This window comes from Candidatus Desulfosporosinus nitrosoreducens (assembly GCF_030954495.1).
In the GTDB taxonomy this organism is placed as follows: domain Bacteria; phylum Bacillota; class Desulfitobacteriia; order Desulfitobacteriales; family Desulfitobacteriaceae; genus Desulfosporosinus; species Desulfosporosinus nitrosoreducens.
In genome coordinates, this window is record NZ_JAVHUW010000048.1 from 13,742 (window position 1) to 30,068 (window position 16,327).

Sequence of the window (16,327 nt, forward strand, 5' to 3'; positions counted from 1 at the left end):
CTAATCCCTCCTTATTTGTTGGCCTTGCTTAGGCCCGATAAAGCGAATTGATGGATTGGTTATCGCCGGACTGGGCAGTCCGGGCAGAGTTTTTAGGACGCCTGTTTTGCGGTCAAGCTGTTCGTTGATCTCTACCAGCTGCAAGGCTCCGGGAATACAGGCGGCTACACAGGCAGGTTTTTGTCCTTGGTCGATACGTTGATAACACAAACTGCACTTTTCGGCTTTACCCTTCGAAGGATTAAATTGGGGCCGGTCATAGGGGCAGGCCATGGTGCACAAGCGGCAGCCAATGCAGCGGTCATGGTCGTGAACGACAATTCCGTCCTCTCTTTTGGTATAGGCACCTACCGGACAAACCTTCAGGCATTGCGGTTCGGCGCAATGGTTGCAGGCCATAGAAAAGAACATGCGCGCCGGAAGCGAATAGCTGTTCTCATCAAGTTTAAAAACCTGGCGCCAGCGCGGCGTCGGATCACTTTGATACTCGTTTTTGCAAGCCATTTCACAGCCCCGGCAGCCTACACATTTTTCCGAGTCCAGCAAAAAGCCAAGCTGCTTACTCATGCGTTACCCCTCCTCAAATTTTTTGAATCATTACAAAGTTGTCGTGAAAAGCCAAGCCATCGTTGCCTGTAGCTTGTTTTCCCATATCACTGGGTATGGCTTTAACGGTATAGTTGACATTGTAGTTCGAGTTTTTATACCATGATTCATAGGAGACAATTACATCGGGTGAAGTAGTTCGGGTTAAATGAGCTTTCAGGGTAATTGAACCTAAGTCGTTGAAAACTCTGACAACATCACTTTCGCCGATTCCATATTGGGAAGCCAGGTTAGGATGAATTTCCAAGAGCGGTTCGGGGTTGGCAGCCATCATCCAGTCTAAATTTTGAAATTGTGAGTGCAAGGCATGCTGGGGATGGGGTGTTATCAGACGGATGGGGTATTTGTCCGGCGCTTTCATTTCTTCGACCCAAACCGGCAGGGGTGGCAGGCCATTTTTCTGAGCAGTGTCACTGTGGATTTCGATCTTCTTGGAAGGCGTGCGGAATTGGCCGTCCGACCAGGATGCGGCAGGCATTTTAGCTTTGCGCGGACCGTCGAGGAGTTCTTTCCAATCGGATATGCCCAAAAGTTTATAAATAGCGGGGTTAAATTCTTTTGCCAACCACTCTTCCGGGGTACCGTTGGTAGGGAAGGTGCAAGACCCTGCTTCCAGGGCGTTCATTTTCTTGGCCAGGAGCATAGCGATCTCCACGTCATTTTTACTTTCGTACATTGATTGGATAGCCATTTGGTTGATACCGACCCAGTAATGCCAATAGCTGGCATTGACGTCCAGGTTTTCAAAATGGGTTGTCGCAGGAAGAACGATGTCTGACATTTCTACCGTTTTGTTAAAAAAAGAATCGACAGTTACGACAAATTCCATAGAAGCAAACATTTTCTCAATCGCTGTTGTATCCGGGTCCTGAGCTCCGGGGTTGCGGCAAGCCAGCCAGAGCATTTTTACCGGAGGGTCCTGCTGCGCCAGGACATCATGGGCGAAGTTATTCATGTTGATATTGCGGTCTCCCGTCTTGCCGTCCGCTCCGACGAAGCCCTTGGAGCCCTGGGGGGCGGGATTGGCCATGGCATTGTAATTAAACCCCCAGGTTTCTAAATGGCCGTAGTTAACTCCCCCGCCTGATTTGCCGACGTTGCCGGTCATTACGCCAAGCGCGTCGATGATGCGGACGTTTTGACCGCCGTTTGTATGGCGCTGCATGCCATATCCTACCCACATGCTGGCGGGCTTGCTGGTCGCATACTCCCGGGCGATCTCTTTGATGATATCGGCGGGGACGCCGGTTTTCTCCGCCGCCCATTCCAGGGTAACGTTTTTCTTCAGGTAATCAATCCACTCGTCAAACCCCACGCTGTTGGCGTGAGCGTAATCCCAATCAACCCAGTTGTTGTCCAGAATATGACGGGCCATCCCTAAGGCCAGAGCTCCATCGGTACTGGGCTTTATTTGGATGTAGAGGTCTGCTTTAGAGGCTGTGGACGTCAGAACGGGGTCAACGACTACCAGTTTGGTGCCGCGCTGGCGGGCCTGGGCAATGAAGGGAACACTGTGAATAGCGGTCCAGGCCGCGTTCTGTCCCCAAAGAATCAAATATTTGGCGTTGACCATATCCTCCGGGTCGTTCGAATAGAGAGTGCCAAAATCATAAGTCTGGGCATCAATTCCGGCGGGCCAGCAAGGAGTTCCCAGAGCACGTGTCGTATACCCAATGCTGGACATGGTTCCGTCTGCTCCGTAATGAAGGATGCCAAAGTTGCCGGAGTATTTGTCAAAACAAATAGGCAAGGTCGAGCCGTAACGCTTTTTAATAGCCAGGATTTTCTTGGCTATTGTTTCCATAGCTTCGTCCCAGCTGATTCGCGTCCAATTGCCGGAACCGCGGGGAGTTTGCTTCATAGGGTATTTAATGCGATCGGGGCTGTAAACACGGCGGGTGTAAGTATAGCCTTTAACGCAAAGTTTGCCGTTGGTGTAGCCGTGTTTAGGGTCTCCTTGTACTTTTTTCAAAACCCCGTTTTGCACGAAGGAGATTTGACCACAAGTATCGTAACAGTTGCGGGGACAGACATTGCGGAACTGCTGAAATTCGGCATTGGTATCCGCTGCCGCGGCAGGGTTTAATTTTGTCAGCATCCGAAAACTGAAAAGACTGGTGCCGGCGGCAGTTGCTGCCGTTGCACCGATAAATTGGCGGCGGGAGATGTTCATAGTGATCCTCCTTTTCGTTAGTCGATTTAAAACGCTAGTTCGATTGTGCCTAAGAGCACTTGCATGATTAAAGGAAAAACGGGATGTCGGGCATTTTCCAAGACCGAAGCCGCAAATAGTTTTAGCCAGCGTTGGGGATGCTTTTGCATAAATTCGTTGTATAAATCCAGGTATTTCACAGCATTTGAGGAATTTCCCCGGGATGATTCCCGGCTTACACAGTTAAGAAGGTAGGCGGCGAATTCGAGTTCGGTGGCAATAAAATCATCGGGAGCGGTACCTTGTGAAGTGGCCATTAAGTTTTCCGCCTGATACATTTGGCGCACCTCCAGGGTATGTTCTTGCATTACCAGGCGCTCTGGGGATAAATAAACGGACTCATAGGGAGGAGCTATTGGCGAAGTCGGACCGACAAAGAGACGGTTGAATTCAAAACACATTTGCCGGAGCTCCAAAGGTTTAACCTGAGAATAAGCTGCCAGGTCCTGGCCGGTTTGCCTCATCTGCGGCAGTTTCAGACCTAGGTTTTGGGTCGATTTCACCAGTTCCGGCAAGGTATGAGACATTTGTTCTCCGCCGGCTGCAAACAAGCGGCTGAGTGCAAGAAGGGCTGAAACGGAACTTGTGATCAGGCCGCTTTGTTTAATCAGGGCGTTAAGTGTAACAGTCAAAGACGGTCTCTCCTTTCGACTTGGTTGATTGAGGCTTCGTCAATCTGTCGCAACCAAAGTATAAGGCTCCTGTAAAGTTTTGTCTTTGGTGTCAACTATGAAAAATAAGAGGGGTTTTTGTTAAATAAAACAACGCCTGCCTGTTAACACTGAGAAAACAGGCAGGCGCAAGGGCAAAGGGAAATTTGCGGATTAGGACCATAAGTTTTTTAAGCGGCCTATTTGCAGAGCCACAAAGAGATTAAGCTGCTGATTAAGATGCGAGACATCCCGGTCAAGAACCTCGGAGGCTTTTTTAATCCGGTAGCGCAGGGTGTTGGGGTGAAGGAAAAGCTTCTGGGCAGCCTGGTTGAGGTCGCCGTTACAGAGATAATAAGTCAGAAGAGTTTGCTCCAGTTCGAGGTTGCCGTCGCGGTCAAAATCTAAGAGGGGTTTTAGTGTTTCCAGGCGAAAATCTTCGAGTTCCTGGTGATCCAGTTTTTGGAGGAGGCGCATAATCCCCAGGTCGTTGAAGGCTGTCAGACGTTTATCCGGGTATAAAAGGCGGCCTATTTCCAAAGCGGATCTGGCTTCTTGAAAGCTGCGGTGGATTTCCCTGGCAGTTGGGTAAAGGCTGCCCAAACCGAAAAAGATCTTGCGGTCCGGAAATAGAGTAGCGGCAAGGTTCCAGAAAGGTTGAAGCAGCAGTTCCGCCGTGTTGGCTGTCTGGGATTGAGCTGTCATTTCCCGCAGCGGAAAGAGAAAAACAATTTGGTCGCTGCGTTCCAGACAAATAGTAGCGGGATCAAGGTTGCGGAGGGTACGTGTTGCTTTCGTTATCAGATTATCCAGACGCTGTCGTTCGACGGGAAGGGGGGCGAAATCTTGAATTTCTCCCACGGCGACTAAATGGGGCCTGCTAAAATCCCAGCCCCAGAGTTTGCCGCGTGAACAAATAACCTCAAGGGATTCAAAGTTATTGTAAAGCAAGTCAAAGAGAAAGTCGCGGTGGTGCTGCCGTTCGTTTTCGCAGATGCTTTGATTTTTTAGCAATTCAAAGGACAAGAGCGCGGAGGCTTTATCAAGGAAATAGTGTTCTATGCTTCCGAAGCACTCCGGCCCAACGCTTAAACCTAAATATCCCAGAATGCCCTGTTGACTGCTAAGCGGATACCAGGTTAAGGACAGATCGCTGCGGGAATCTTTCCAGAATCCCTTAAACGTCTCCGTAAACCCGGGAGAAGGAGCCACAGAAGCTTTTGTGGGCATTTTAGGCGGGAAAAAGGGGATTGGATTTTCAGGTAATTGTTTTCCGCCTGACCAGGTCAGAACGTCTAATTGGCTGTCGAGGAGAAAGACGTCATACCCCAGAATAGTTTTAAGTTTGTCGACGATGGAGTAGTCATGCTGGTTGGAGAGATTTTGAGTAAGCCAATGAAAGCATTGATCGCAAGCGGTTAAAACGCGGACTTGTTGCCGTTCAAGCCAGTTTTCTACATTTGCGGAGAACTCTAGCCAAGGCAATGCCGGTTTCCTGAACTCTAGCCGGACAGGTTGTTCTTGGCAGAACGGATTGTTGTTCAGTGATGTGATTTGGAGCGTTAGATTGTGATCCACGGGGAATATATGGACTTCACAACCGGGAAAAGGGAGGATGTACTGCTTGACATCTAAGTGCAGGATATGAATGTCAAGCTCAGAGACTTTTTCCCAGAGAAGATCAAAGTCGGCAGGAATACTTAAATTAAAAGCTCTGCTCAGCTGTCCCAAGGTAATACCTTGCGGCAAGTCCATAGTCATTATGATCACCTCAAATAAGTGCTTTCCGGAAGAGAGAGGGTTGTTTTAATAGTGCTCGCCATTTTCATAGTAACGCGGTTTTTCCAGAATTGTAAACATAATGTCTGCGTTGGGATAGCCGGCTTCTTTGAGCAATTGATAGATGGCCCGCGCAGCTTGGTCTTGAGTCTCTTGACTACGGTCGAACCAGGCGATTTCCACAAAGGGATATCCTTGGGAGAGTTCTCCATCCAGGATGAAGGTAGAGTGAATCACTTCCAGGGTAAAATAGTCTCTTGGGGATTGAGTCAGGGTTTCGAGCTCGTCAATGAGATGCTTGCTCAGCTTGCGTACAGTGTCTGTTTCGATTCCGCGAATTTTAATTTGGGGCATTGCAAATATCCTCCCTCGCTTGGTTTTTGGCCTAGCAAATTTTTAGATCTGAGTCTATTATGAGGAACGGGAGTCTGTAAATTCAAGTAGTTTTATGATTAAAGCAGCGAAGTCATTGAACTGCCGGTATTTGAAGGTTAAGATAAAGAGTAGCACTTAAAAAGGCTGTCCGGGAAACTCATTAGTTTCAGTTTTGAATTTATCCGCTGACTGATCCGCTCTAAGACTCCCGCTTTGGCAAGCGGTGAGTCAAGAGGGGCTAAGTCCCTGGATAAGTGCGACTAGGATTCAGATGGAGTTAAAACTCCGCCTGAATCAAGTCTTCTTTATATAATTTAGATATCAAGAGAAAAGGGAGTATTAATGATGTACAGTTTTAAAAACGACTACAGTGAAGGCGCCCATCCCAGACTTTTGAACGCTTTGCTGGAAACGAACTTTGAACAGGTTGAAGGCTATGGCGAGGATTGCTATACGCAAAAAGCCAGCGCAATCTTAAAAGAAAGAATTGGGAGAAACGATATTGATATCCACTTGCTTTCCGGTGGCACGCAAACGAATCTTACGGCTATTTCAGCTTTTATAAGACCTCATGAAGCCGTAATTGCGGCTAATACAGGGCATATCTTAGTGCATGAAACGGGAGCGATAGAGGCTACGGGGCATAAAATCATAGCTGTCGAAGTAGGAGACGGAAAGCTCAATTCTTTGCATATTAAGGCGGCCCTTGACTCTCATACCGACGAGCATATGGTCAAGCCCAGGTTGGTGTATATTTCTAATCCGACGGAAATTGGTTCTATTTACAATCGGAAAGAACTCGAACAGGTAAGCAGATGCTGCCGTGACAATAATCTCTTTTTGTTTATGGATGGGGCAAGGCTTGGTTCGGCTTTGTGTTGTGAAGAGAATGACCTGGAGCTTTCCGAGTTGGCGGCATTGGTTGATGCTTTCTACATCGGAGGAACTAAAAATGGCGCTCTCCTGGGGGAAGCTCTTGTGATTTGTTGTGATGCGCTTAAACAGGATTTCCGGTTTCATATGAAGCAGAAGGGAGCTCTCCTGGCGAAAGGAAAACTTCTCGGCGTACAATTTCTTGAACTGTTCCGGGATAATTTGTACTTTGATTTAGCCAAGCATGCGAATGCCATGGCAGGTTTGCTCAGGGAAGAAATCAGCCAAGCGGGCTTCGGGTTTCTGGTCCACTCCCCCTCAAACCAGATCTTTCCGATCTTGCCTGACCGAATGATTTCTGAGCTGCAGAAGAACTACTCATTTTATGTCTGGTCAAAGGTCGATATGAATAATTCCGCAGTTCGTCTGGTGACTTCCTGGGCGACGCAAGAAGAAGCCGTATTGGCCTTTATTAAGGATTTTAAAGCGCTGCTTTAGATAGCTCAAACGGTTGGGATGAAGGCAGAAAAGGATTTGAAAATCGAGAAATTGAAATAAGGATGAAAATCATGAAGGAAGTAACGGCGGCCATTATTTTAAAGGATAACAAGGTTTTGATCGCGCAAAGGGCACCTGGTGAGAATTTAGCAGGTAAATGGGAATTCCCGGGGGGCAAAATCGAAGCGGGTGAGACTCCACAGGAGTGCTTAAAGCGTGAGATCCAAGAAGAATTGGAAATCGATATTGAAGTCTTAGATTATTTTGCTCAGAGTATTTATGATTATAGCAATGGAACTATAAAACTACTGGCGTTTTTTTGCCGCTGGCTGTCCGGCGACGTTACTTTGAAAGTGCATAGCCGGTTCGCTTGGGTTAGTTGTCCTGAGCTCGAACCTTATGACTTTGCTCCTGCGGACATTTCTCTGGTTCAAAAGCTGAAATCCGAGACGAAGTTATGGCAACTATAGACTAAATCAGGCTGTTTGGCGTTAAGAACCATAGTATAAAATGCTTATTTAAAACCCTAGGCTGAAAGGTGCCTAGGGCTTTTTAGAGAGATTTACATATGAAGCAGCCGGTTCATTGCGCTTATTGCTGTTTATACTGAGGTTCCTGTTGCTGAATATATTGCTCTCTGCCTTTTAAAACGGTAAGAGCGGAATCAAAGGTTTGAGCAAGCTGTTCGAAGGTCTTTTTGGCCTCCTGATCCTGAGTTTCCAGGGCAAAGGTCTTCATGGTTGCCGCGGCACTTTGGACTGTGGCTATAGCCTGGGTCATTTGCGTTCCTACGGTCATCTTTTTATCACCTCCTTAAAAAGACGTTTCTTTATCCTTTAGGCCTGAAAACAAGGGCTCCCAGAAAGCCAAAAATTATCGCTGCCGATATACCGGCGCTGGTAATTTCAAAAATACCGGTAAGAACTCCGATCGGGCCCGCTTCCTGAAATTCCTTTAAAGCTCCCTTGACCAGGGAATTGCCAAAGCTGCTGATGGGTATGGAAGCTCCGGCACCGGCAAATTTAATCAGAGGATCATAAAGACCGAATCCCCCCAGAATTGCTCCTACCACAACTAAAGTGCAGGTAGTATGGGCCGGAGTAAACTTAAGACCGTCCAAGAGGAGTTGCCCTATGACACAAATACCCCCTCCGATCAAAAAAGCCCAAAGAAATTTTTCCATAATCACCGCGCTCCTTATAGTTCAATACTTACTGCGTGAGCAACACAGGGAATACTTTCTTTCTGTTGAAAGGACATAGGGGAGAGAAGGGCGCCTGTGGCAATCACTAAAAGTTTTTTTAAGTTACCTTGACGCATGCGTTTAAGAAAGTGTCCGAAGGTGGTGGTTGCCGCGCAGGCGCAACCGCTTCCTCCCGCCAGAACAACCGGTTGATCTTCCTTATAAATTAAAATCCCGCAATCAGTGAAAATTTCCTCAGGGATCTCTAACCCGTGTTTTTTCAAGAGGTCACCGGCAATTTTGTGCCCAACTCTGCCCAGATCGCCGGTGGCAATAAGATCATAATAAGATGGTTCCCGGTTCAAATCCCGAAAATGGGCCTCGATGGTATCTACTGCCGCGGGTGCCATGGCTGCGCCCATATTAAAGGGGTCGGACAGCCCCATGTCGATGACCCTGCCGATTGTCGCCGTGGTTACCTTCGGACCCTCTCCCTGGTCCGCTACCAGGGCCGCACCGGACCCGGTGACAGTCCATTGGGCTGTAGGCGGCTTTTGAGCCCCATATTCCGTAGGGTACCTGTATTGCTTTTCTGATGCGGCATTATGACTTGATGTGCAAACGAGAACGTTCCTGGCGAATTTACTGTCAACAAGCTGTGAAGCCAAAGCTAAGCCTTCCATCGACGTAGAGCAGGCTCCGTACAGCCCCAGGAAAGGAACTCCCAGAGTGCGGGCGGCAAAGCTGCTGGGAACTGTCTGGTTGATTAAATCCCCGCTTAATAAGAACTGTATATCCTCTTTTTTCAGAGCCGCTTTCTTTATAGCCAACTCAGTGGCTTGTTCCTGTAATTTCCGCTCGGCTTTTTCGAAGCTGTCCTGACCCAGCCAGATATCCTCGTGAAGGAGATCGAAATCGTCGGCCAGGGAACCGCGAGCTTCGCGGGGGCCTCCCACTGCCGCTGAAGCAATGATGGTTGGTCTGGAAGCAAAAACCCATGATTGATGACCTTGCAACATATTACATCACACCCAATGCTCTTAACGTTATGACGACTAAGGAAACAACAAAGGAGGAGAATACTCCATAAACAATGACCGGACCCGCCAGTTTAAACATATTGCCGCCAACTCCCAGAACATAACCTTCAGTACGATGTTCAATAGAAGCTGAAGCAATGGTATTCGCGAAACCTGTCACCGGAATGATTGTGCCTGCTCCTGCCCATTGGGCGATATGATCAAAAACACCCAAACCGGTCAGGATGATGGTAACTATGATGATAACGGCTCCGGTAGGATTACCGGCAGTCTCTTGTGTGAAATGGAAATATGTAATGAAGAACAGCTGTATACCTTGACTGATAACGCAAATTAGCCCGCCTGTGAAAAAGGCTTTTAGGCAATTGAGCAGGATGGGCCTCTTAGGTTCCCTGTCTTGGGCAAATTTTTGGTATTCCTGCTGAGTCGGAGAAAGCTTTTTTTTCTTTTTATCGGACATAGTAACACCTCTTAATTTAACAAGTAAGGACGTAATTGATTTAAAAGCTGGTCGAGTTTCTGAGAGTTTCTGAGATACATGCCCTTAGCATTGTTATTTTCAGTTTGCAGAGAAAAGGCCAAAAGGTCTGCTTGAATTTTTTCCAGATTGGCATACAGTAATTCTTTGACCTTTGGCTGGGGGATTTCGACAGCATCGTTAAAGAGGTCGAGAAATAGTTCCCCGGAGGAATCAACTTGACAGAGAAACACGTTTTCAAGGGCAACTCCCATTTTGTCAAGTTCGGTTTTTAGCCATTCCTGGTTAAGACCTAAGGAAGAAAGTGGTTCGGCGAGAATGTTGCCATCCATGATGACCGTTTGGGGTTCGGCCTGTGGTGCTACCTTCTTGCCAAGGTCGTAGGCAGTCACCGGTTTTTTATCAGATTTCAGATAGGCGTTGATATCGCCGTTCGATTCCATGACGGCAAATTCTACTTCAGCAAGGTTGAATATTCCTTTAGAGCGCAGTTCCGCCAGCAGATCTTCGCCGGTCATTCGAACCTGCAGGAGGTTTTCTTCCATGATTTTGCCATGCTTGATTAAGACGGTTTCCTTTCCGTTGATCAACTGATGCACGGCTTGACTCTTGATCGCCAGATAATCCAGAGCAATGGGAAGAATCACCCAAATCAGCAAAACAACTAAGCCGGAGCTGAAGTTTATAAGTTCCAATGACATCAGCGCAACGACGAAGGCTACTATAATATAGCTCAAAAAATTGAAGGGCTTTACTCTGGTCATGTTCCGCTTACCGATAAGTCGTATTGACAACCAAGTAATACAAAATAACGCCAATGATTTTATAATGATGTAAACTGTTTCCTGCATACCTTACCCGCCTTTTTAATTGCCTTTGTATTGTGGTTCTTCAAATTCCAAAACTTTTAAACGATCTTCCAGATCCTTGATAATGGCAGCGGTGACTTCCAGAGAGCTGTTATAAATAGTTTGAGTTTCTTCGTCCCTTGACTGCGAAGTATAGGTTCTTAATGTGCCTTGGACGCCCTTTAAACTGGCCAGAGTTTGTTTCACTTGTGAAGCGACGGTCATAATTATCAACCTCCGCACCTTATTATTCCAATTAGAATTCTTTTAATCCCTTGTTCAAATTGGAAAGTGAAGGGAAGTAAGAATATTCAAAGAAGACTTTGTTGCTACAGGAAAACTCCTAAAAAGCTTTAAAAGAAAAGCAAGAATTGCTTGACAATTATAGTTGCTATATCTACAATTGCTATAACAACTATTATTTAAGGAAGAACTGAGAAAGAAAGGAAGTGCCGTCTTTGAAAAGTAAGCTTGCTGAAGCCATAAAGCTTAAAACCCAACCGGTGGCCGTATTGCGTACAGATCTCCAACCTGAGGGTGCTTTGCAATTTAAAGAGGATAAATGGGGCTGTGTGATCTCTATGCTGAATGCCGCCGCCAAAGGACGCACGGCAGTATTCGACATAAAGACTACCGGCTGTATGGGGGGACAAGTGGGTTTAGGATTTAAACAATTCCAATTGGGATTTATCGAGCACTTTTTATCAACAGGAGGAGTTGGCGGCAAGGAAGGAGAATTTTATAAAAAGAATCCGGAATTGGCCGCAGCCTTTGTCTCAGGATTGCCTCATGTTGCCGCTAAGACTTATCTCGTTTTTAAACCTTTAGCTGCCTTAGCGGAGGACGAAACGCCTGAGGTTATTATTTTTCTGGCGAATGCCGACCAACTTTCAGCCTTAATGTGGTTTGCCAATTATGATAAGCCGACTCAGGACAATGTAAAATTAGACTTCGGTTCCGGTTGTCAACAGTCCGTACTTTATGCTCTGCAACAATTGGAGGCGGAAAATCCGAAATGTATTGTTGGCTTAACAGATCCTTCGGCCCGGAAGTTTATTGACCAGGATATTCTGTCCTTCAGCATGCCCTATACGCGCTTTTTAGAGTTGGAAGACCAAGTTGAAGAAAGCTTCCTGACTAAGGAAACATGGCGGCAAATTGCCGCAAGGATTTAATCTCTAAGGATAGCGCCTTTAAGTGTATCTAATTTTAAAGAGGTAATTATGAACGGCTTTAATCTTGATGATTCTTTGGGATATATTGTTGCGAAAACAAACTTTCATATGAAATCGTATTTTAATAAGTTAATAAAAAAAAATAACCTGGACGTCACTACGGAACAATGGGTTATTTTAAATGCCGTCCGGCAAAATCCCGGAGCGTCGCAAACCGACTTGGCCCGCATATCCTTTAAAGATAAAACGAACGTCACAAGAATCTTGGATTTATTAGTCAAAAAGGGATACGTTACTAGAAATATTGCCGGTAAGGATCGGAGGATTTACAGTATTACGCTTACCGATAGCGGCGAGGATGTTCTCGAACAACTCATTCGTGTTGCCGAGCAAGCCAATAAGACCTTTATACGCGACTTAGACCATGATAATTATCTGAAATTTGCTAGTACTTTAAAGGAAATATTAAACTCTGCCGAAAAGCTTTCTTCTAATTTAGATTAAGAGGATATTCCCCAATTAGATCAGGAAACTAAAGGACTTGCCAGGGAATCATTCAGGATCTGGATTAAGAGCATGTAAAAAGAGACGGTCCTTAATTCCCAAAGGAAGCAAAGCCAAAACTCCGGGCACCAAATTAGTGGTACCCGGAGTTTTGGCTTTGCTTCCTTTTATAATATTCAATAAAAAAGACAACTTAAATTAACCGGATAAGAAGCAGAAGAATAATAGGCTAAGACTAAAGGTTTTGTTTATTTAATGTCGAATACTGATAATACAGAAAATACTATCTATATAACGCGCTAAATATCTCCAGCTTTAGGGTATTTTAGAAAAACCACAAGCAAGTAAGGCGCTTCTTTACTTACGGAAATATTTTAGTCTAACCTGTGAACTGAAAGGGTTCATGAATGTGTATTTTAACGTTCTGCCCTCCGGCAAGAAGGGCAACAAAGGGTAGTTTTATTACGATATGGCAAACGTCTTATCTCATAATGAGATTAAAATTATCAATATGAGATAAGATGTAATTTTTGAACCTGCATTCAGCTTGCCTTACTTCAGAGGCAGACAGGAGTGTAGTTGCGTAAAGCCTTATTGTGACTGGTAAATGCGTAAGGTTTTCAGGTCTGACCTATTAGGAAAAATAATTAAAATTAATTTAGGAAAAAAATTAAAAGCGGCATGGATATTGCAACATTTTTAAAAGCCTAAATTGTAGAATATAGCCTCCCGGCATCGAAAGGTGGTAATTTCGGACTTTGCGGTAATTTTGGTATATAGAATCAATACTAGGAGCGGTTAAAGGACTTTTAAATTATTTTCGTGAAATAGGTTATAGAAAAAAACATGGAGGTATCAAAGTGACTAAATTCGAAGCTTATCAGCTTATAGCTGGGGAGATTCAGCAGTTTTTCAATGATGATGTTGCTGTTACACTTTTCGATACTGAAAAAATTGTTGCCTATTATCCGGGAAAGAAAATTGATACTAAAGCCGAGCTCGGGAATCCTCCTACGCCCGGTTCTAACGTTTTGGAAGCTTTGACGAGTGGCGAGCGAGTTGTACGTCGTGTTTCCAAAGAAATTTTTGGTATTCCTTTTGTCGGGATTGCGCTGCCAATCTTTGAAGAGTCGAAAATTGTCGGATGCCTTGCCGTTGCCTGCTCCGTGGAGCTTTATGCTAATCTCTTCACAACCGGGAAAGAAATTCTTGCAGCGGTGGTGGAAATCTCCTCTTCGGCGCAGAATTTGTCGGGTGGCACTGAAGAGCTGGCGGCAACGATTCGGAGTATGGATAATGAGACGGGGCATGTGAATACCGAGATGGGCCGAACCAGTGAGTTGACCCGGCAAATTAAAAAGATCGCCAAACAGAGTAACATTTTGGGCCTCAATGCGGCGATTGAAGCTTCCCGGGCCGGCGAGCACGGAAGGGGCTTTGCCATCGTATCGGAAGAAGTTCGCAGACTTGCCTCGGTTACCGATGCTTCCACAAAGGCGATCGACAGTAACGTTCAAGAGGTTCAGTCTTCTGTGGGCTTGCTGATTGAGGCTATAAAGCAGCTGACAGCGGTAACTGAGAATTATGCTTATGACATGTCAGAGATCGCTCAGAGCTTAAAGAGAATAGAGGGCATGGCTCAAAGGCTTGTAGAAATGGGACAAGGCTGAAACGTCAAAAGAAGACCCTCAGGTCTTCTTTTTTATAATGCGTATTCTAAATCATTCTAAATCATCAGGGCTTTTATCCTTGGCTGGGGTTATGGAGTCTCTTGCTTTCCCCGTTATCCCGGAAGTGGGAGAGTTTTTATGATTGTGAGGCGTCGACTGGTTATTACTGACTTGTTTGGCTGATTTATTTTTGTTAAGAGTCAAAGTGATTCCTCCTTAAGTATTAGTGGAAAACATCATAACTCAAATGGATATACCAGGCTTGTTGGCCCGGATAGAGTAAGTATGGTTATTGAACCTCGTAATTATGTACCGGTAAAACTATTTTGCGTTCTACCGGTAAAACTATTTCAGCAGAAAATTCAAGGCTGTTTAGGCAATGATGGGGCACTTTGATTTAAGAGAAATTAGGGTAAGCTGTCCTTCATTTCTAAACTTAAGGTTTGGATAGCTCTTTTTTCAATTCTGGATACGTAAGAGCGGGATATCCCTAAAATATCGGCAATTTCCTGCTGAGAATGTTCATTGCTTTCCATTAGTCCAAAGCGCAGATGCAGGACTCGGCGGTCAAGAACAGGAAGCTTTTTGATCTTTTCCAGCAATAAGCGCTGGTCCTCCTCATCGGCGATCTGTTCCGGGATTGGCGGATTGTCGGCGGAAAGGCTCTCTAATATGCTTAATTCACTGTCATTAGCGTCCGGACCGATAGGGCTGTATATAGATGTTTCTCCCCGGCGTTTTTTTATGATGCGAAAGTGCATTAAGATTTCATTGTTAATGCACCGGGCTGCGTACGTACTTAGTTTAGCGCCATTTTTAAGGTTAAAGGTATTGATGGCTTTTACTAAGCCGACAATGCCAATGGAAAATAAATCTTCAGTCCTCTCTTCGGGACCTTCATATTTTTTTACGACGTGAGCTACCAAGCGCAAGTTGTGTTCAATTAGTTTGTTGCGAGCAGTTTCAACAACTAAAGCCTGGTTTTCATCCGTTGGCTCGGGGTTAGTGCGGCTATTTTCTAAGATTTGTAGGTAGTGAAGTTCCTCTTCTTTGTTAAGCGGGTGTGGGAAAGCGTTATTATTGATATAGGAGACGAGGAGGACAATTCCTTTGCAAACCGTGAAAGCAAAGCTGATTAGAAGAGTGGGTGTAAACATCGGTTTCACTCCTTTCGCATCGTGCTATTTTATGCGTTAAAAGGCAAAGGAGTGAATTGCTGAAAAGCCTTGTTGGTGATTTTCCCAAGTTTACAACTTTAGTCGGACCGGCGCGGTGCCAATATAAAAAGCTCCTGACGTGCAGGAGCTTAATGTCTTATAATTTAGGTTAAATTAAAGATAGTCAGAGTCTGTAACTTCTTGCATTCCAGGTTGAGGACGTCGGTTAACGAGATATCCAAGGCATTGGCCAGTGCAGCTATGTAAAACAATTGTTTGCCTAATTCGGCTTCTATGATGTCTCTGCAGTTGTCGCAGAGAGTCCCATCGAGTTGGCTGTCGAGGAGATCTTTTAAATCGGCCAGGCTTGCATCGGGGGGGATTGATTTCTTGTGTGCGTTTACGGAATGACAACCGCAATTTGTCACGGATTTAACAACAGCTCTGTTGACACGGGCTGAAGTCTCTTGGCCCTTGGACAGGATGTCCAAAATACTTTGATGTCGGATTAACAGAGATTTCACTATATTTTGGAATTGGTCAGTGAGTTGTTCCATGAGTATCCTCACTCCTTTCTGCCTCCTCTATTATACCGAGCTGGCTGGGTCATTGTCAATTTTCCAGGAGTTTGGCTGATAAAAAGGGAAATTGACAGACGGAAGACTTGTATGGTATAATTTTAAAATTTTGACCCGGGCTTTGTTACTTGCTATAATAGGTAGAAGGGGGTGGCTGAATGTTTAATGTTGGTGATAAGGTTGTCTATCCGATGCATGGTGCCGGAATTATAGAATCAATCGAGGAACGGGAAGTTCTCGGTGAGATAAGCCAATATTATGTCATGCATTTGCCTGTGGGGAATATGAAGCTGTTTATACCCTTGAACAATGTTGAGAATTTGGGCTTGCGGCAAGTGATTTCTCCAACTATGGTCAAAGATGTGTTGGAAGTATTGCAGACGAAAGACACGGCAACTACCCTAGCCTGGAACCGGCGCTACCGTGCCAATCTGGAAAAGATTAAAAGCGGGAATATTTTTGAAGTAGCGAATGTGGTGCGCAGTCTTGCCCAACGGGAAAGTGAGAAAGGTCTTTCTACCGGGGAAAAAAAGATGTACGAAAATGCCTGTCAGATTTTAATCAGCGAGCTTGTCCTGACGGCAGGGTCCGAGGAAGCCGCTGTCAGACAATGGCTCTCTAAAGCCTTGGTTTGAAGACAGGATTAAATTGCCTTTACTTGAAAATAAATGGAATAAACAGTATAATTGGAAAGACTTTTA

General features: G+C 45.4%; 20 protein-coding genes. 6 read left to right on the forward strand and 14 right to left on the reverse strand.

All coding sequences use genetic code 11. The features are described 5' to 3' along the window. The 5 genes from REC12_RS10565 to REC12_RS10585 all read right to left on the reverse strand — a co-directional run bounded on the left by REC12_RS10565 (nucleotide 1) and on the right by REC12_RS10585 (nucleotide 5,601). Entirely contained in the window at nucleotides 1-567 is a 567-nt protein-coding gene (locus REC12_RS10565; RefSeq protein ID WP_308894226.1) for a 4Fe-4S dicluster domain-containing protein, read from the reverse strand. Between the two features lie 13 nt (nucleotides 568-580). After that, nucleotides 581-2,779 (reverse strand): molybdopterin-dependent oxidoreductase, encoded by a 2,199-nt coding sequence (locus REC12_RS10570; RefSeq protein WP_308894228.1) that lies wholly within the window; start codon nucleotides 2,777-2,779, stop codon nucleotides 581-583. 26 nt (nucleotides 2,780-2,805) lie between these two features. After that, nucleotides 2,806-3,450, reverse strand: a complete 645-nt coding sequence (locus tag REC12_RS10575) for a TorD/DmsD family molecular chaperone (RefSeq protein ID WP_308894230.1) — start codon at nucleotides 3,448-3,450, stop codon at nucleotides 2,806-2,808. 192 nt (nucleotides 3,451-3,642) lie between these two features. After that, nucleotides 3,643-5,229: a PucR family transcriptional regulator gene (locus tag REC12_RS10580; RefSeq protein ID WP_308894232.1), complete on the reverse strand. Its 1,587-nt coding sequence runs from the start codon at nucleotides 5,227-5,229 to the stop codon at nucleotides 3,643-3,645. 45 nt (nucleotides 5,230-5,274) lie between these two features. Then, complete coding sequence (locus REC12_RS10585; protein WP_308894234.1) at nucleotides 5,275-5,601, reverse strand: tautomerase family protein; 327 nt, start codon at nucleotides 5,599-5,601, stop codon at nucleotides 5,275-5,277. Nucleotides 5,602-5,967: 366 nt separating this feature from the next. Between REC12_RS10585 and REC12_RS10590 the strand changes: the two genes are divergently transcribed. After that, on the forward strand, nucleotides 5,968-6,993 hold the full coding sequence (locus tag REC12_RS10590) for a threonine aldolase family protein (protein WP_308894555.1): 1,026 nt from the start codon (nucleotides 5,968-5,970) through the stop codon (nucleotides 6,991-6,993). A gap of 71 nt (nucleotides 6,994-7,064) precedes the next feature. Next, nucleotides 7,065-7,463, forward strand: coding sequence for an 8-oxo-dGTP diphosphatase MutT (gene mutT, locus REC12_RS10595; RefSeq protein ID WP_308894236.1), 399 nt, complete (start codon nucleotides 7,065-7,067; stop codon nucleotides 7,461-7,463). 121 nt (nucleotides 7,464-7,584) lie between these two features. Here the strand turns inward: mutT and REC12_RS10600 are convergent, their stop codons facing one another. From REC12_RS10600 to REC12_RS10625, 6 genes are read right to left on the reverse strand one after another with little or no spacing between them, the layout of a single operon-like run. Continuing rightward, nucleotides 7,585-7,791: a DUF1657 domain-containing protein gene (locus REC12_RS10600; protein WP_308894238.1), complete on the reverse strand. Its 207-nt coding sequence runs from the start codon at nucleotides 7,789-7,791 to the stop codon at nucleotides 7,585-7,587. 31 nt (nucleotides 7,792-7,822) lie between these two features. Beyond that, nucleotides 7,823-8,176, reverse strand: coding sequence for a stage V sporulation protein AE (gene spoVAE, locus REC12_RS10605; protein ID WP_308894240.1), 354 nt, complete (start codon nucleotides 8,174-8,176; stop codon nucleotides 7,823-7,825). A gap of 14 nt (nucleotides 8,177-8,190) precedes the next feature. Then, complete coding sequence (gene spoVAD / locus REC12_RS10610) at nucleotides 8,191-9,195, reverse strand: stage V sporulation protein AD (protein ID WP_308894242.1); 1,005 nt, start codon at nucleotides 9,193-9,195, stop codon at nucleotides 8,191-8,193. Between the two features lies 1 nt (nucleotide 9,196). Beyond that, nucleotides 9,197-9,676: a stage V sporulation protein AC gene (spoVAC, locus tag REC12_RS10615; RefSeq protein ID WP_308894244.1), complete on the reverse strand. Its 480-nt coding sequence runs from the start codon at nucleotides 9,674-9,676 to the stop codon at nucleotides 9,197-9,199. Between the two features lie 11 nt (nucleotides 9,677-9,687). Then, nucleotides 9,688-10,545, reverse strand: coding sequence for a DUF421 domain-containing protein (locus tag REC12_RS10620; protein WP_308894246.1), 858 nt, complete (start codon nucleotides 10,543-10,545; stop codon nucleotides 9,688-9,690). 15 nt (nucleotides 10,546-10,560) lie between these two features. Continuing rightward, on the reverse strand, nucleotides 10,561-10,767 hold the full coding sequence (locus tag REC12_RS10625) for a DUF1657 domain-containing protein (protein WP_308894247.1): 207 nt from the start codon (nucleotides 10,765-10,767) through the stop codon (nucleotides 10,561-10,563). Nucleotides 10,768-11,000: 233 nt separating this feature from the next. Here REC12_RS10625 and REC12_RS10630 point away from each other — a divergent pair, with 233 nt between their 5' ends. The 3 genes from REC12_RS10630 to REC12_RS10640 all read left to right on the forward strand — a co-directional run bounded on the left by REC12_RS10630 (nucleotide 11,001) and on the right by REC12_RS10640 (nucleotide 13,891). Beyond that, nucleotides 11,001-11,717, forward strand: a complete 717-nt coding sequence (locus REC12_RS10630) for a DUF169 domain-containing protein (RefSeq protein WP_308894248.1) — start codon at nucleotides 11,001-11,003, stop codon at nucleotides 11,715-11,717. A 48-nt stretch (nucleotides 11,718-11,765) separates the two neighbouring features. Next, complete coding sequence (locus REC12_RS10635) at nucleotides 11,766-12,221, forward strand: MarR family winged helix-turn-helix transcriptional regulator (protein WP_308894250.1); 456 nt, start codon at nucleotides 11,766-11,768, stop codon at nucleotides 12,219-12,221. A gap of 860 nt (nucleotides 12,222-13,081) precedes the next feature. Beyond that, nucleotides 13,082-13,891, forward strand: a complete 810-nt coding sequence (locus REC12_RS10640; protein ID WP_308894251.1) for a methyl-accepting chemotaxis protein — start codon at nucleotides 13,082-13,084, stop codon at nucleotides 13,889-13,891. A gap of 51 nt (nucleotides 13,892-13,942) precedes the next feature. Here REC12_RS10640 and REC12_RS10645 read toward each other — a convergent pair whose 3' ends face one another. The 3 genes from REC12_RS10645 to REC12_RS10655 all read right to left on the reverse strand — a co-directional run bounded on the left by REC12_RS10645 (nucleotide 13,943) and on the right by REC12_RS10655 (nucleotide 15,605). Further along, nucleotides 13,943-14,095: a hypothetical protein gene (locus REC12_RS10645; protein ID WP_308894253.1), complete on the reverse strand. Its 153-nt coding sequence runs from the start codon at nucleotides 14,093-14,095 to the stop codon at nucleotides 13,943-13,945. A gap of 203 nt (nucleotides 14,096-14,298) precedes the next feature. Next, entirely contained in the window at nucleotides 14,299-15,048 is a 750-nt protein-coding gene (sigK, locus tag REC12_RS10650) for an RNA polymerase sporulation sigma factor SigK (protein ID WP_308894254.1), read from the reverse strand. A 164-nt stretch (nucleotides 15,049-15,212) separates the two neighbouring features. Next, on the reverse strand, nucleotides 15,213-15,605 hold the full coding sequence (locus REC12_RS10655) for a nucleoside triphosphate pyrophosphohydrolase family protein (protein WP_308894557.1): 393 nt from the start codon (nucleotides 15,603-15,605) through the stop codon (nucleotides 15,213-15,215). 179 nt (nucleotides 15,606-15,784) lie between these two features. Between REC12_RS10655 and REC12_RS10660 the strand changes: the two genes are divergently transcribed. Next, complete coding sequence (locus REC12_RS10660; protein ID WP_308894256.1) at nucleotides 15,785-16,261, forward strand: CarD family transcriptional regulator; 477 nt, start codon at nucleotides 15,785-15,787, stop codon at nucleotides 16,259-16,261. The last annotated feature ends 66 nt before the right edge of the window (nucleotides 16,262-16,327 follow it).